Raw genomic sequence first — 17,349 nt, 5'->3', positions numbered from 1 at the left:
ATCAGGGTATCTCTTTTAGATTACTAAAAATATAATGAGGTTTATAAAATAGTGCTTTTATAGTATAATAAAAAAGAAAATAATAGGGGGAAATTATGAACTTAAAAGTTAATAAAAGAATAATACTGATTACATTATTGATGTTAGTATTTAGTATTGGATTTATGATATCTTGGCAATTATTACTTACGGATAATCTAGATACATATAGCTATATAGAAGTATTAGGAGAATTTCTATCGTTTTGTATTGCAGCAATATTTGCTTTTTTCTTGTTTGAAAAAGTACATACATTTTTTAGAATTAAAGGAATTAAAAAAGGGCTTTTAATCGCTTTTCCAATATATATTTTAATAGCTGCTTTATTAATTAAATCTCTAGTTGGATTAAGTATATCAGATATAGAATATCAAGGAGTAGATGCAACCTTCAGATATATTCTATTTATGATATGTGTCGGTTTATTTGAGGAATTACTATTTAGAGGTATCTTATTAAATGTTTTCATTAAAGTATTTGAGAATAAAGAAAATAAAGAGTTAAAAGCACTTATGGTTTCATCCTTATTGTTCGGAATGGTTCATTTTTTAAATATTTTAGGGGGACAACACTATTTAGTTACTATAGGACAAGTCATTTATACTATTTCTTTAGGCTTAATATTTGGATTAATCTACCTAAAAAGTGGTAATTTGATAGCAGCAATAATTGCACATGTCATGCTTAACATAGTAGCAATGTTTACAGTACTAATATACCCAACAACACAAATAGCAGATGTTTCTTTTATGAGTAATTTAATAAACGCATTAATATCTATAGGAATATCAGTGCCGATGTATCTTTCAAGTTATTGGATTTATAAAAAGTATATAAGTAATCATAAAGGCATTTAAATTAGAAAGAAGCTAATTATGAACAAGAAATATTTTTCAGTAACAAACTTATTATGCAGGTTATTTATTTTAATTTTTATTATAGATTTTTTTGTTTTTACATACCCTAATACTGAGATTTTTAGTATAGATCACCTGATTTATGGTAATAACTGGGGAGTACTTACTCAAAATGGGAGACTCATAAATGTAAGTGAAATGAATAATGAGTATTATAGACTTTTAACTTCTATTTTTCTGCATGCAGGAATTCCACATTTATTAGTTAATGTGGTTGCTTTATATTTTATAGGTAATGAACTTGAAAAAAGAGTTAGTATGAGAGTATACCTTTCTATCTTTATTTTTGGAGGTCTTTTAGCTTCAAGTGTAACTATGTTTTTTACAAATGGTTCTGTAGGAGCAAGTGGATCAATATATGTATTAATTGGATTCTTAATTTTTATTTGCGTTAAAGAAAAAAATACTTTGAAAAGTTTTTCAATTCTCTTTTATATTATCTTAATACTATATTTAATTATTCCTAACTTATCACTGACAACAGCACTTATTGCTCACAGTGTGGGATTAGTATTTGGAGTAGTTAGTGCTTTTTTATTAGATATTGTGAAAAGATAAGATATTATACTTACTTTATAGTAATATATGAAGAATATTATTTTTATCTAAAATGCTCCAGGATAATAAAAATAGATATTTCTAAGATTTCTAAAATAAATTATTTAACCTTTTACAATTTAACAGTTCCAACAGATCAGTTTTATAAATATCGTTATCTAGCTTAGTTTTAATAAATAGTAAGTTTTAAAAAATTAAAGTTAATAAAAATCTATATTCAACATAAAATTATAATGTATAAATACTAGCAAAATGAAAAATGTATTTCTAGGTTTAATACTAATTTTCTAACCTCACATGAAAGGGATGACTATATGAATAAAGAATGGTCTGATACTAATAAGAAAATACAAATTTTACTTAACAAAAAAGAAACATTTGAACTTGCTATAACAACTATTACTGAATTAAGAAATGATTTATTTAATGAAATACAATTATATAGAAAAAAGTTGAGTCAAGAGGATTATAGTCTAGCACCCTTTATAAAATCAAAGGGATATGAAAACAAAACAGTTGCATACTCTATTTATCATATTTTTAGAATAGAAGATATAGTGTGTAATATTTTAATTGGCAAAAAAAGAGATATTTTAAATAAAAATGGATATGATAAAAAACTAGGGATAACAGTGATAAAAACTGGTAATGAACTAAGTCTTTCAGATGTAGTTGATGAATCTAAGAGAATGAATATTGACGAATTATATAATTATATTAGTGACGTTTACAAAGAAACTGATATTTTTTTAAAAAAATTGAAATATGAAGATCTCAAAGTAAGATTTGATAATCAGGATATTATGAGATTAAATAAAGAAAATGTTGTCTCCGAAGATGAAAGCGCAGCTTGGCTAATAAATTATTGGTGTAAAAAGGATATTAAAGGATTATTGAAAATGCCATTTACAAGACACTGGATCATGCATATTGAGGCTTCTAATAGAATTATTGGTAAGATGAAAATTAAGTAGATATGGGTAGTTAAAATATGTTTTTATAACAATTTAGTAGATAAAAGTTACATTATCAAAACGATTTAATTGGGACTAGTTAAAGAATACGTATTGCAGGACTTATGATTGATGTCACTAGTAACTAGTATTTTAAATAGCATTTAACTCGAAATAAATTTAAGAGTAAAATAAAGTACTAGATAAAATATTATTATCATGGAAATTCAGTATAATAAAACTAAATACTTTAAACTTCATTTGAGATAAAGATAAAGATGTCATTATAATAACGATAATGATGTCTTTTATTTAGTGATATAAATATGGAATGACTATAAAAAAGGAAACAAAACACGGATGTCGAGATCCTTATTCATATATATAAGACACCTTTTATTAAACTTAAATGATTTATCATAACACATGTAATAGCATACCCCTTATATTAGTTTAAAAGAAAAGGAGTATTAAGAAACTATATGAACTTATTTGATGATATAATAATGTTAAAATTGAAAGGAAAAAAAGATGACAAGAAAAACATTAAATATCAAAGAACGTAGATTTTTAGGTAGTTGGGTTGAAGCGACATTCATAGAGGCAATGGAAGGCAAAATAAGAAAAGCCTTAGATAGCTATGTGAGTGATAAAAATATTGGAGATGAATTCTTTGGTTTATCATCACACCATAAAGTAGATGGATTTAAATACTTTATTGGATCTTTAGATAATAGTGGTAATCTTGTTTTACCTGAAAGTGATTATCTTATAGTTGATGAAGTCTCTGATGCATATAGTATTTATACAGAACTTATGAAAGAAAAAATATCATTTAAAGCATTTTTTGATGCATCATTAGAAAATGACCACATACCAATTAAGATTGAAAAGTATCGTATTACTAAAGATGGATATGTTTTGTTTAGCATTGAGGTTCCTGTTAAACTTTAATATTTAACAAAAATAGAAGGATACACTTTATAATAAAGATAATAATTATTTATATATAGGATAGATTTAATTAGTTTAGCAAAACTTAAAAATTTTTAAATTTATTAAACGAGCAGTAAGTTCCTGTGTTATTTATAGGGGCTTTTTTTTTATCTCTATTTAAAAAATGTAGAATAATTTTTATCATGAAGATAAGTGATATGATAGCTCATGATTTTCTTAGCTAGTAAGATTAGTGTTATAATAGAATTAACAAAGATGATGGAGGTCTTAAAATGAAATTAGATATGGTTGGTATTGTTGTTTCTGATATGAATAGGGCAACTGATTTTTATCAAAAACTAGGATTTATTTCAAAAAGTGCTTTTAACCTAATTACATGGAAATAGAAACAGAAGGTGTTAGAATATCATTAAATTCTAAAGAAATGATTACATCAGTATACGGATTTGAACCAAAAGATATGCAATTTTAAAAGATCCAGACGGCAATCTATTAAGCCTTTTTGCGAACATATAATGAGTATATAATAAATGGAAATAGGACCTGATAAAGACAAAGTATTCCCAAATGATAATTTAAAAAGTGTTTGTTATATTAAAAATGTTATTAAAAATAAAAATATCATTGTCGGTGATTATACTTACTATTCTGATATAAAAGATGCTACAGATTTTCAATCTCATGTGACACATCACTATGACTTTATTGGAGATAAACTTATAATAGGTAAGTTTTGTCAAATTGCCCAAGGGATTGAGTTTATTATGAATGGGGCAAACCACATAATGAATCGTGTGACAACATACCCTTTTAGCATCTTTTTTAATGGATGGCAAAAGATTGATGATGGCATAGAGAAACTACCTCTTAAAGGTGATACAATTGTCGGCAATGATGTTTGGTTTGGACAAAATGTTACAGTGATGCCAGGGGTTAGAATAGGAAATGGAGCCATTATTGCGGCAAACTCAGTTGTCACAAGCAATGTAGCTGCATATACAGTTGTTGGTGGAAATCCAGCAAGATTAATAAAGAAAAGATTTGATGATGAACTAATAAGCTATCTTGAAAAAATTTCTTGGTGGGATTGGGATAAAGAAAAAATATTTGAAAATTTAGAAGTCTTAACAAGTGGTGATTTACAAGCAATTAAACTGGTAAAATAAGATTTTAATGAAGATAGCAATATATGGATAACAAAAATATTAAGAAAAGAAACCTTAGATATATTAAAAACTTAAGACCAATATCTATATAAGATTAAGATATGAAATAACTATAAAAATAAAACAATAAATTTACTGGATGAACTTTTCTTATATATTTTCTAGTAAATAAAAAGAAAATGTTATAGAGTTCTATTTAGATGTGAAAGAATTCGTAAGCATGATTTGATAATAACGCTAGGCTCAATTATTCTCGTGGACTTATTAAGTAGAAGAAACTGAAAAGAGCTAAGTCTTAGTTATATGTTAATGATTCAAAGTATTATTATGACTAAATTTATGTATTCTTGTCATTTATATATAAAAATGATAAAATAAATAGAAGTTAGTTGAAACTATTCGTTTAAATTCTTTTATATATAAAATAGAAATGAAGTGATGCATATGTTTGACTTAAAATCACCCTACAAACCACAAGGCGATCAGATAAAGGCAATCGAAGATTTAAAGAACAATATAGATAATGGAGTAAAAGAACAAATCTTACTAGGTGCCACAGGAACTGGTAAGACTTTTACTATTGCAAACTTAATACAACAAGTAGGTAAAAAGACTTTAGTGCTTGCACATAATAAAACTTTAGCTGGCCAGTTATATGGTGAGTTAAAGGCTTTTTTTCCTAATAACAGAGTAGAATACTTTATTTCTTATTATGATTATTTTCAGCCAGAAGCATATGTTGTATCAAGTGATACATATATAGAAAAAGATTCATCTATTAATGATGAAATAGATGAAATGAGACATAGTGCAGTATCATCCCTTTTAACAAATGATGATGTTATTGTCGTCGCTTCTGTTTCGTGTATTTATGGTATTGGGGATCCAGATGATTATAAGAATGCAACGATCTTTTTAAGAGTTGGTGAAGAATTTGGTAGAAATAATCTTTTACATAAACTTGTTGAACTACAATATCAAAGAAATGACCTAGATTTCCATCGTGGGACTTTTAGAGTAAGAGGAGATTCAGTAGAAATCATTCCAGCCTCTGAACGTGCTCATGGTTTTAGAGTATCTTTCTTTGGTGATGAAATTGAAGAAATTAGAGTATTTGATGTTCTAACTGGAACATCTATTGAAAATACTAATTTTCTAACGATTTTTCCGGCAACCTTATTCATGACAAATAAAGAAAAACTTCAAGAAAGTATTAGAAGAATTAAAAATGAATTAGCTGAACAAATACATTTCTTCCAGGCAAATAATCAGTTACTAGAAGCTCAAAGAATTGAGATGCGTACAAAGTATGATATTGAAATGTTAGAGGAATTAGGTTACTGTAGTGGCGTTGAAAACTATTCAAGACATATAGCCTTAAGAGAAGCAGGAGAAACACCTGCTACGCTTATAGATTTCTTTGGTGATGATTATATGTTGATTATAGATGAATCTCACGTAACAGTACCACAAGTTCGTGGAATGTATTTTGGTGATAGATCAAGAAAAGAGACATTAGTAAGTTATGGATTTAGACTTCCTAGTGCCTTAGATAATAGACCTTTACAGTTTGCTGAGTTCGAAGAAAGGCTTGATAAAGTCATTTACCTTTCCGCAACCCCAGGAGATTATGAAAAGAATAAGAATTTACCAGTCATTCAACAAATCATTAGACCAACCTATCTATTAGATCCTGAAATTGAAATTAGAAAATCAGAAGGACAAATAGATGATTTATATTTTGAAATTAAAAAAAGAATTGAAAGAAATGAACGTGTTTTAATCACCACCCTAACGATTAGAATGAGTGAAGACTTAACATCGCATTATAAAGAGTTAGGATTAAAAGTAGCATATTTGCATAGTGAAATTAAATCACTTGAAAGAACTGCAATTCTAAGAGATTTAAGATTAGGAAAATATGATTGTTTAATTGGGATTAATTTACTAAGAGAAGGACTTGATTTACCTGAGGTATCTTTAGTAGCTATCTTAGATGCCGATAAACAAGGGTTCTTAAGAAGTGAAAGAAGTTTAATTCAAACGATTGGTAGAGCCGCAAGAAATATCAATGGTCGTGTTATTATGTATGCGGATAAAATAAGTGATGCGATGCAAATTGCGATTACTGAAACAAATAGACGTCGTGAAATCCAAATGAAATATAACATTGAGTATAACGTTTCACCTATGCAAATTACTAAAGACATTAGAGATAACATCACGATTAAAACAGATGTCTTAGAAGAGAATAATAAAACTAAGAAATTGTCTAAAAAAGAAATATTACACGAGATTGATAGTTTAGAACAACTCATGAAACAAGCAGCCAAAGACCTAGACTTTGAAAAAGCTGCGACAATAAGAGACTTAATATATGAACTGAAAGCAGAGGTAAAGTAATGGAAAAAGGAACATGGAACTTAGATAGTCTGTATAAAGGATTTAATGAAGATTATCATAATGATTTACTAAAATTAGAAAGTATTGTTGATGAGTATATTTTACTTGTTGAAAAAAGAAACGAAAAGACACAAAAAGACTTTATAGAAGCATATTTAACATTAGATGAAAAATTAACGATCTTAGTTAAAAATCTATACAGTTTCGCAAGTCTTACCCAATCAACAAATGTAACAAACCAAGAAGCATTAAGTTACACATCAAAAATTCAAAGCATCTTAAGAAAATCAACTAAAGAAAATGTTTTACTTACAAGATACTTAAAAGAAGTAGATTTAGATAAACTTGCTAGTGAAAGTGAACTTATTAAAAAATATTTATACAACTTACAATTAGAACAAGAAAGTGCTAAACACCTCCTATCTGAAAAAGAAGAAGTTCTATATTCTAAATTAAGTGAATTATCATCTAGTTCATGGTCAAGATTACAAGGACTTGCTACATCTAATTTAAGTGTTATTTATGATGACAAGGAAATTACTTTAAGTGAAGTAAGAAACTTAGCTTATGATTATAACCCTGATGTAAGAAAAAAAGCATATCAAGCAGAACTTAAAGCCTATGAAAAAGTAGATGATTTTGTTGCCTTAGCTTTAACTAATATTAAAAGAGAAGTTAATACAATGAATGAACTAAGAGGCTATAGTTCAGCTTTAGAAAAAACATTATTACAATCAAGAATGAAAAAAGAAACACTTGATGCGATGCTAGAGGCAATCTACCACTACCAACCTCATTTTGAAAAATATTTATTAACTAAAGCACAAAGTTTAGGACATAAAAATGGATTACCATTTTATGATTTATTTGCCCCAATGGGAAAACTAGAAAAAACTTATAATTACCAAGAAGCTCAAGAATTAGTAAAAGAAGCGTTTTATGGTTATAGTGAAAAATTAGGTAATTTTGCTAAAAAAGCCTTTGATAATAATTGGGTAGATGTTTACCCTAAAAAGGGTAAACGTGGAGGAGCTTTTTGTAGTAACCAACCACAAATAAAAGAATCAAGAATTCTTACTAACTTTACTGGATCGTTATCAGATTGTTTAACCATTGCCCATGAATTAGGTCATGGTTACCATGGTGAAGTCATCAGTGAAAATGCACCACTACATTGGAGTTATCCAATGCCTTTAGCTGAAACCGCAAGTATTTTTTGTGAAACAGTGATTAACAATCATTTATTAAGTAAACTTTCAAAAGATGAAGAAAAACTTTCTATCTTAGAAAATTCAGTTCAAGATGCTACTCAAGTAATCATAGATATCCTTTCTAGATTTATCTTTGAAACTAAAGTCTTAGACACAGCTAATAGACCTATTTCAAAAGATGAAATGAAGAACTTTATGATAGATGCTCAAAAGAAAGCCTATGGTAAAGGATTAGATGAAAATAACCTACACCCATATATGTGGTTAAACAAAGGACACTATTATAGTGCAGGATTAAACTTCTATAACTTCCCTTATGCCTTTGGATTACTATTTTCTAAAGGATTATATGCACAATATTTGAAAGATAAAAAGACTTTTATTCAAAAATATGATAAACTACTTGCGTTGACTACTAAAGCAAGTGCAGAAGATGTTGCTTTAAGTATGAATATCGATATAACTAAAAAAGAATTTTGGATGGATTCTTTAGAAATGATCAAAAGGGATATAGACAGAGTCAACGAACTTATTAATAAACAAATTTAATAAAGTTTATTTGTTGGGGGAACATTATGAAAAACACAAAAAAAATAAGAGTAAAATCAGCCTTACCATATATCGTATTTGATATATTCATGATTATTATTTCTTATGCATCAGCAAGCCTTCCACTCTTATGGATACCTCTTGCACCAAATACACCAACTGTATTTAATACAGAAAAAGTACTTTTAGCACTACCTTTTATATTAGCACTACACATAGTTGTCTTTATTTTTACAAGTACGTATAGAGTATTAGTCGACTATTTTGGCTTTGAAGATTTTATTAAACTGATTTTAATTATTATAGGTATTAATATTACGATTGTATTATTCCTAGCTATTTTTAGTGGATATCCACAAGTACAATTTATTTACAAATCTTCATATATCTCTATTACAGTCTATGAAATTATCTTATTACCGATTCCAAGAATCTTAAATAGATTAATTATGTATGTTAAACGCCAATTTAAATGGGGTAGATCACTTGGTAATAGAACTTTAATTATTGGTGCTGGTTATGTTGGTGAAAGAGTCTTAAAAGAAATTTATAAGAACAAGAATTTAAATAACTTACCAGTAGCTTTTTTAGATGATAATAAAGAAAAAATTGGAAATAAGCTGATGGGTATCAAGGTTGTTGGTAGTTTAGAATCAATAGAAGAAGCAATCTTAAAATATGGTATTGAAGAAATCATTGTAGCAATCAACCATTTTCCAAATGAAGAAATTGTTAAAATAGCTAATATTGCGATTAAGAATAACATACAGTTGAAAAAATTTACTGGTATGGAAGATGTTCAAGATGTTAAAAATGAAAAAGTTAAAATATCTAAAGTTAAAATTCAAGATTTACTTAACAGAAGTGAAATTAGTTTAAAAGATGATTCAGTAAATGCATTTATTAAAGATGAAATTGTATTAGTAACAGGTGGTGGCGGATCCATTGGTAGTGAATTATGTCGCCAAATATCACAACTAAATCCTAAACAATTGGTCATCTTTGATATTTATGAAAATAATGCATATGATATTCAACAAGAATTACTTAGAAAGTTTAAAAAAGAAGGCAAAGTATTAGACTTGAAAGTAATTATTGGTAGTGTATACAACTATGAACGTATAAAGGAAGTATTTGAAACATATAGACCAACTCTAGTTTTCCACGCAGCTGCCTATAAACACGTTCCATTAATGGAAGATAGCGCAAAAGAAGCTGTTAGATCAAATGTGTTAGGAACATATAATGTTTCAAGCTTAGCTAATTTATATAATGTTAAAAAGTTTGTTTTAGTAAGTAGTGATAAAGCAGTTAGAAGTACTAATGTCATGGGGGCAACTAAACGTTTTGCAGAACTTGTTATCCAGGAACAACAAAGCCACTGTGATAAAACTAAATTTAGCTCAGTTAGATTTGGTAATGTCTTAGGAAGTAATGGTAGTGTGATACCATTATTTGAAAAACAAATCGCAGATGGTGGTCCAATAACAGTAACACACCCAGAAATTACAAGATACTTTATGACCATCCCAGAAGCAGTAGGCTTAATTTTACAATGTGCCGTCTTTGCAGAAGGTGGCGAAGTATTTGTCCTAGATATGGGAGAACCTGTTAAGATTGCAGATTTAGCTAGAAAAATGATTAGTTTAAGCGGCTTAAGACCTGATATAGATATTAAAGTAGAGTTTACTGGTTTAAGACCAGGTGAAAAACTATATGAAGAGTTATTAGTAGATGTCAATAATGATGATCATCATAGAACTGAAAACAAGAAAATATTTATTGAAAAACAAAGAAATATTAAACTAAGTGAATTAAAACTAGATACAATCGCTAAATCATTAGAACAAATGACTAATGATGATGCTAAAGAGTTTGTTGCTAGTGTCGTTAAAACTTATACAATTAAAAAATAAATTAAAAAGATCTTATTTCAAATGGAAGTAAGATTTTTTAATTTATCAAAGTATTTAAAAAATAGAATATATGATATGCTATAAATATAAAACACCAAGTGAGGGATAAGATGAAAAAGAAGAATATTTCAGTTGTAATGGGAATTCAGTTAGTTATATTAATGTATATGATGTCAGTAACGTTCTATAATAGATTAGATTCTGAAATAGGTTTAATAATGTCTGATACGACTAAGTATAATATGATTATAGGAGGCATCAGCGTTATTGGTTTATATTTATTAGAATTTAAATGGTCAAGACCAATTAAAAGAGGCATTTTATTATTCGTTATGGTTATTGCAATTTTGTATGTTATACCAGAAGGTATTACTACAGTTAATGCAAGTATCTGGCTTTTTAGCATCATTTATACGATTGTATTAGTAATTATTTATTGTTTTAGTATTTTTAGTATTTTTAGTAAAAAAGATAAAGAATTAGCAGAAGAACCAGAAAAGAATAAAACTTATAGATTTGGTATTTATAGTAAAAAACAAAAATCTATATTGGATAATAGTTTAGTAGTATCTATGATAGCGGCGATTATTTTCCTTACATTATGGATCATTTTATTTAAACAAAATATTTATACTGGAGTATACATTATAGCCGGAGTAATTTTTATAGAAAATTTAGTCATTATGCTTATCTTTAATCCATTTTTAAAAGCTATGAGAGAGTTTGAACGAACTGCCAATTTTGAAAAATTTGAAATTAAGTTGAATGAAATTTTGGAAGAAAATTTAGACCCTGAAATAAGAGCACAAGTAGAATTAGCTAAAGCAAATTATTTATACTTATTTGATTTAGAACAAGGATTAGAATTATTTGAAAATATAGATAGTAGTAAAATAAACAAATACAAACTATTTTACCAATATGTAGAATTTTATCATTATTTAAATAAAGGTGACTACAAAACTGCCACTAATAAACTTCAAGTATTATCTATAAGAAATAATAAAATTACAAAATTAATGAAAACTCATTTGATCATACTAACAACTACTATAACTATAGATGATATAGAGAAAAAACTAGAAGTTAAAAATAAGCGTAAAATCGTTACTAGACTGATTAATGCTAATGTATTGATGAAATACCATCATACAAGAAATAACCGTGAGGATGCCCTAAAATACGCACATATGATATTAAATGAGAAACATGATTTGCATCAGTTAATAGAAAATGCTAATAAAGTAATAAATGATATAGAATAAATATTTAGAACTAATTGTCTATTAGATGATTGGTTCTATTTTTATAATAGAAACTATTTAACAGTAGAAACTACTTTATCGTAAAAAACTTTTTTATAAAAAAGTTAGATAATTAGGCATATGAGCTATTTCTAATTTAAATAGATTCTTATGAATTATTTGTGTCATAATAAAGAAACGAAGTTGACACAAGTTAGGTTAAAACTAAAACCGCACTATAAAGTGCGAATTTTTATAAATCTCATTAATAACTGCGAATTACGATATGTTTTAATAAAACATAGCATAGTTTATACTAGATGAAAAATAAAATTGTTACCTCGGAGATATTTTAAAAGTATATACTTTATTTAGAAAATAAAAAAAGAGGAACGCATTCCTCTCTTCGTCTCTAGGCCACTAAAGCTTCTAGAGCACCATTGACATATATTCTAACAAATAAAATAGTAACTGTCAATCATTATTTATTTTTAATTTTTAATTTTTAAATTTGTGATTATCTTATGATAATGTCTTAAGTGTTATCTTTTGGTTTTGTCCTAAGTAGTCATATTAATATACAATATAAATATCTATAGGAGGTATTTATATTTAAGAAAGGCTTCTATTAAGTTAGGTTGGAATGGCAACACTTTTTAAGAGTGATTGTATTGCATGATTATAAAATAATTTAACTATATTTAAGTATCAGATAAGAATTTTATTGAATAAATTAGATCACCAAAAGGCTGTATTCGGTAAAATTTATATATAAGTATCAGATAAGTTAGAAATATTATATGATATATAACTTCATAAAATGAAATATAAAGATTGAAAATGTGAAATAATATGATACAATTATATTAGATATTGTGTGGGGATGTGGTATCATGGGGCTAAAAAATAAAAAAATTATCAAATTAATATATGAAATTAGGCAGACACTTTTTGTGTCTGCCTTTTTTAAAAATCAAGTTTATACAGAAGTAAATGTAGTTTATAAATATGAAGGAGATGATTCAATTTGGATCTTAGTATAAAGGTTAATCTTAAGCAAAGAGTGCGTAATTTAAACATTAAGTTAACTGATTTATGGTTCCCGCTTTTTGAGGCTGTTATTAACAGTTTTCAATCTATTCAGGAAAGAGATAAGAGTAATTCAGGTAATATTACTATTAAAATAACCAGAAAAAATTCAACTTTACCTGATGACATTGGAGAAATTGATACTATTGAGATACTAGACGATGGAATAGGTTTTAATGATAAAAATTTCGATGCGTTTAGAACAAGTGATACCGATAATAAAATAGTTATTGGTGGCAAGGGTGTTGGTAGATTAACATGGGCAAAAGTATTTGGAAGTGCTGTTATTGATAGTAACTACTATGACGATGAAAAGATAAAAAGAAGACATTTTATATTTAGCGAGAATGGATTTGAAGACTATCAAGAAAATATTTTAGCAGACCAAAAAGCAATATCAGGAACACATGTAAAGTTACGTAATATGAATAGTCAATATTCAGCCAATAGTGCTATTGAATTAAAAGAAATAGCAACAGAACTAATGAAGCATATATCTGTTTATTTAATGAATAATGAGAAAATAAAGGTTGATCTGATCGAGCTAAAAACAAATGAAATAATTAATTTAAACTATACTTTTTTTACAGAGTATATTAAGAAACAAGAGGTAAAGGAAATATACATAGATGATCATAGATTTTTTATTAGACATGTTTTTTCAATTAATAAATTAGCTAAGGGCACAAATATAGCCTTTTTCTGTGCACAAAATAGAGTAGTTAATAGTGTAGAATTAGACAAATATATTGAATTACCAGAAACGTATTTAATTGATGATAAAGAGTTATATTATAGTTGCTATATTACTTCAAAATATCTAGATGAAGATGTTTCAAGTGAAAGATTAGCGTTTAATAACTTTATATATGAAAAAAAAGAAAAATCAGGAATGACAGGGCTTAACGGGTTTGAGAGAATTAATGAATCAGTAAGCTATTATCTAGAATCTTATATAAAAAAGATATATGAACAAAAAGAAGATATTATAAAAGAATATATTTCAAAAGAACAACCACATTTTAATTATTTTTATCATCATAAAAGTATGAGAGAAAAGTTAAGGAGTATACCATATAGAGATGTTACGGATAATAATAAATTATATGAAGAACTGCGGAAAATTGACAGTGGATTTTATATTGATACTAGAAAAAAAGTAGAACAAGATGAAGTTACACAAGAACAAATTAAAGAAATAGTAAATGCTATCGATGATACTTCAAAAAGTAGTTTGGCTGAGTACATAGTTAGAAGAAAACTTCTTATCGAATTACTAGAGTCAAAATTAGGAAAAACAAATGAAAAGTATGAACGAGAGTCAATTATGCATAATATTTTATTTCCTATGAAGGAAAGTTTGGACACTATTGACTATGAGTCTCATAATTTGTGGTTGATTGATGAACGATTATCTTTTTCTTATAGTGGGTTTTCAGACATACCGTTAAGAAAAATTATGAAAACAAAAGAAGATACTAGACCAGATCTTGTCTTTATTAATTCCTTTACAAATAGTGAAAATAAAGATAAAACCACTATAGATTCTATGACTATTGTAGAAATAAAGAAACCTGGAAGAAAAAATTACTCTGATGGAGGACCGGATAATCAGTTAATTAAGTATATTAGAACTATAAAAGCAGCAGGAGAAATTTATGACTACAATGAAAGAGTGTATAGTTTAGCAAATAATATAGCATTTACATGTTACATAATCGGAGACTTGACAAGGGAAATGAAAGAAATGCTAGAAGATGCTAAATTCACCACAGCGGATAATGGAGAAAAATATACATCTTATAATCCAAATAATAACGCCTATTTTGAATTTATTTCCTTCAGCAAACTGGTTAAAGATGCCAAACTAAGAAATAAAATTTTTACTAAAAAAATTAATCTAGTAGAATAAAAATTTATTTTTAGCCTTATTTTAATAAAGCATAATAACTTATAAATAAAAAATATTCAAAATAAACTAGATATATATTAAGAGGGGGGTGATATAGTATGAGCTATAATGATATAAAAAAATGGGTAGATGGTAAAAATAGAATATTGGAAGTACTTAATTCTCAAAATGATATCGAGGAAACAAATAAAGTTCCTTCTGAAAGTGAATTTAATTTTGAAAATGGTTACTATTCATGGGTTACCGCAATATTTGTGGATATTAGAAATTCTACACAGATATTTTCTGATAACAAGAAAAGCACAATAGCTAAGGTGATAAGAGCGTTCATGTCAGAAATTGTTGAAATATTAAGGGATGATCCAAATATACGAGAAATTGGTATTAGAGGAGATTGTGTTTATGCAGTATATACAACAAGCACAAAAAAAGAAAATTTAATAGTTGCACGGAAAGCATTTTGTGTCAACACATTTATGAAAATGTTCAATGGACTTTTAAAAGATAAAAATATTAATCCAATTAAGGTTGGGATTGGTGTTTCAACAGCTCAAGAACTTGTAGTTAAAACAGGAAGAAAAGGGTCAGGTATTAATAATTTGGTTTGGATAGGTAAAGTAGTCTCGTATGCAAGCAAATTTTCAAATATTGCTAATAAGAATCAAAATAATGTAATTATATTTTCTGATAATTTTTATAATAGTATGATTTCTGAACTTAGGAAAGCTAATGAGAGTGAAAATGTTGAATCTTGGTTTAAAAAACAAAGTGATATAAAACTAGGGACTTACTATTCATGTAGCTTAATGAATTCAAAATTTAATAATTGGATAAACAGAGGAATGAAAAATGAATGATAGTAATAATGACATAAGAGAGCAAAAAAAAATATCATTAGATATCGTTCTAAATCAAATATCCTCATTTGATAGTAAAGCATCAGTTGTTGTATCAATAATGGGAATTGTATTTGCCCTATCATTTACAGTAATTGAAATTATTTCAGATAAAGCAGATAAAGTTAAACCCCAAATATTTATTTTTTTTATATTATTTTTAATTTCAATTATAACATCATTGACTTTTTCTGTTTTAGTTTTATTTCCTAAGAATAGAAAAGGTAAGACTAGTAAGAAATCATTGACGTATTATAAAGATTTGAGAGATATTATGAGTGATGATGAATACATGATGTTATTTAAAGATGCTAATGATTGTGGGATAAGTATTGAACAAATAAAGCAAAATGCAATAATTTGCTCATTTAAGCATTTAATGTTGAAAATCTCAATTATATTTATGATACCTACAGTTCTATTTTTCTTAATAACAACAATCTTATTAATTTGGCTTTGAAAAATAATTTTATAGATACTTAGTAAGAAAAAATTATAATTATAAAAAATATGGAGATAAAAATGAAAAAAATAAATAACTATTCGAGACTAATAATAATTGGAAATGGATTTGATTTGATGCATAAATTGCCTACTAGTTTTACAGAAGATTTTAAATGTATAGCAAAAAGACATGAAAACAGTTCTGATTTTTGGGATTATTATGGGCATGGAGAAAATTTGTGGTCAAATTTTGAGATATCACTAGGCAATCCAGACTTTAATGAACTATTTACAGTTTTTGATGGATATGATCCAGATTATTCATCGGATCATGAGTCTGATAGGGATTCAATTATTACACAAGTAGATTTAGTTGGTCACTTGATGGAGTCACTCGATGAGTTTGCATTAAATGCACAAGCTGCATTAACTAGTACAGCAGAAAAAAATAGTATAAGAGAGTTTCTTACACAAAATGATTACTATATTTCTTTCAATTATACATCAACACTTGAAACTCTTTATGGTATCAATCATAATAGAATATTTTATCCTCATGGGCAAGTTGGGCATACAGAGATAATAATGGGCTACGAAAATGGTAATTTTGATCCTCAACCTATGTATGAAGTAGTAGATGATAATATGCCACCAAGAGAATACAAAAATGTCATGGATTATATCAATAACATTGAGGATTACTATATTCAAACAGCGTACGAGCAACTTTATGATAAGGTATATAATTTTAGTAAAACACCTAGAATTCAAGATTTACATATGTTTATTAAAAATTTGAATCTAAATGAAGTTGTAATTATTGGTCATTCATGTAAAATAGATTTCGAATATTTTGAAACAATAAATAGATATTTTAATGGAATCAAGTGGACTTTTTTCTATTATACTTCTGAAGATTTTGAAAATATTACTAAATTATGCAATAATCTAGGACTAGATGAAACGAATGTAAGTCTTATCAAAAGTGATTTTTAGATAGTATCATTAAATAGTGATTAAAAATAACTTTATGACATTGTCAGTATTGTGATAATTATCAAACTTAAAAAATAGCAAGAAATACTAAAATTAGTA

At 27.0% G+C, this 17,349-nt stretch carries 15 protein-coding genes; all 15 read left to right on the top strand.

Features of this window, described 5'->3' with window-relative positions; all coding sequences use genetic code 11:
• Window positions 1-95: 95 nt before the first annotated feature.
• Entirely contained in the window at window positions 96-896 is an 801-nt protein-coding gene (locus BN854_RS05815; RefSeq protein WP_030003611.1) for a CPBP family intramembrane glutamic endopeptidase, read from the top strand.
• An 18-nt stretch (window positions 897-914) separates the two neighbouring features.
• On the top strand, window positions 915-1,514 hold the full coding sequence (locus BN854_RS05810; protein ID WP_030003610.1) for a rhomboid family intramembrane serine protease: 600 nt from the start codon (window positions 915-917) through the stop codon (window positions 1,512-1,514).
• A gap of 314 nt (window positions 1,515-1,828) precedes the next feature.
• Window positions 1,829-2,488: a hypothetical protein gene (locus tag BN854_RS05805; protein ID WP_030003609.1), complete on the top strand. Its 660-nt coding sequence runs from the start codon at window positions 1,829-1,831 to the stop codon at window positions 2,486-2,488.
• Between the two features lie 510 nt (window positions 2,489-2,998).
• Entirely contained in the window at window positions 2,999-3,421 is a 423-nt protein-coding gene (locus tag BN854_RS05800; protein WP_030003608.1) for a hypothetical protein, read from the top strand.
• Between the two features lie 275 nt (window positions 3,422-3,696).
• Window positions 3,697-3,810 carry a VOC family protein gene (locus tag BN854_RS08035; protein ID WP_030003607.1) on the top strand — a complete coding sequence of 38 codons (114 nt, stop codon included), beginning with the start codon at window positions 3,697-3,699 and terminating at the stop codon, window positions 3,808-3,810.
• Window positions 3,811-3,954: 144 nt separating this feature from the next.
• A complete protein-coding gene (locus BN854_RS05790) occupies window positions 3,955-4,590 on the top strand; it encodes a Vat family streptogramin A O-acetyltransferase (protein ID WP_030003606.1) in 636 nt (211 codons plus the stop codon).
• 438 nt (window positions 4,591-5,028) lie between these two features.
• Window positions 5,029-6,993 carry an excinuclease ABC subunit UvrB gene (gene uvrB, locus BN854_RS05785; protein WP_045959827.1) on the top strand — a complete coding sequence of 655 codons (1,965 nt, stop codon included), beginning with the start codon at window positions 5,029-5,031 and terminating at the stop codon, window positions 6,991-6,993.
• On the top strand, window positions 6,993-8,753 hold the full coding sequence (locus tag BN854_RS05780) for a M3 family oligoendopeptidase (RefSeq protein WP_030003604.1): 1,761 nt from the start codon (window positions 6,993-6,995) through the stop codon (window positions 8,751-8,753). Before uvrB ends, BN854_RS05780 begins: the two co-directional genes overlap by 1 nt.
• Window positions 8,754-8,779: 26 nt before the next feature.
• Window positions 8,780-10,669, top strand: coding sequence for a polysaccharide biosynthesis protein (locus BN854_RS05775; RefSeq protein ID WP_030003603.1), 1,890 nt, complete (start codon window positions 8,780-8,782; stop codon window positions 10,667-10,669).
• A 110-nt stretch (window positions 10,670-10,779) separates the two neighbouring features.
• Window positions 10,780-11,934: a hypothetical protein gene (locus BN854_RS05770; protein WP_030003602.1), complete on the top strand. Its 1,155-nt coding sequence runs from the start codon at window positions 10,780-10,782 to the stop codon at window positions 11,932-11,934.
• 872 nt (window positions 11,935-12,806) lie between these two features.
• Window positions 12,807-12,956: a hypothetical protein gene (locus BN854_RS07885; RefSeq protein WP_157868352.1), complete on the top strand. Its 150-nt coding sequence runs from the start codon at window positions 12,807-12,809 to the stop codon at window positions 12,954-12,956.
• Complete coding sequence (locus BN854_RS05765; protein ID WP_045959825.1) at window positions 12,941-14,914, top strand: ATP-binding protein; 1,974 nt, start codon at window positions 12,941-12,943, stop codon at window positions 14,912-14,914. The genes BN854_RS07885 and BN854_RS05765 overlap by 16 nt, the downstream gene beginning before the upstream one ends.
• Before the next feature lie 98 nt (window positions 14,915-15,012).
• Window positions 15,013-15,771: an adenylate/guanylate cyclase domain-containing protein gene (locus BN854_RS05760; RefSeq protein WP_030003600.1), complete on the top strand. Its 759-nt coding sequence runs from the start codon at window positions 15,013-15,015 to the stop codon at window positions 15,769-15,771.
• Window positions 15,764-16,270: a Pycsar system effector family protein gene (locus tag BN854_RS05755; protein WP_030003599.1), complete on the top strand. Its 507-nt coding sequence runs from the start codon at window positions 15,764-15,766 to the stop codon at window positions 16,268-16,270. The genes BN854_RS05760 and BN854_RS05755 overlap by 8 nt, the downstream gene beginning before the upstream one ends.
• Window positions 16,271-16,332: 62 nt before the next feature.
• A complete protein-coding gene (locus tag BN854_RS05750; RefSeq protein WP_030003598.1) occupies window positions 16,333-17,250 on the top strand; it encodes an AbiH family protein in 918 nt (305 codons plus the stop codon).
• Window positions 17,251-17,349 lie beyond the last annotated feature (99 nt).

This window comes from Alteracholeplasma palmae J233 (assembly GCF_000968055.1).
Lineage (GTDB): Bacteria > Bacillota_I > Bacilli_A > Acholeplasmatales > Acholeplasmataceae > Alteracholeplasma > Alteracholeplasma palmae.
The sequence above is the reverse complement of the archived record's forward strand: the minus strand, read 5'-3'. Positions and strand labels throughout refer to the sequence as shown.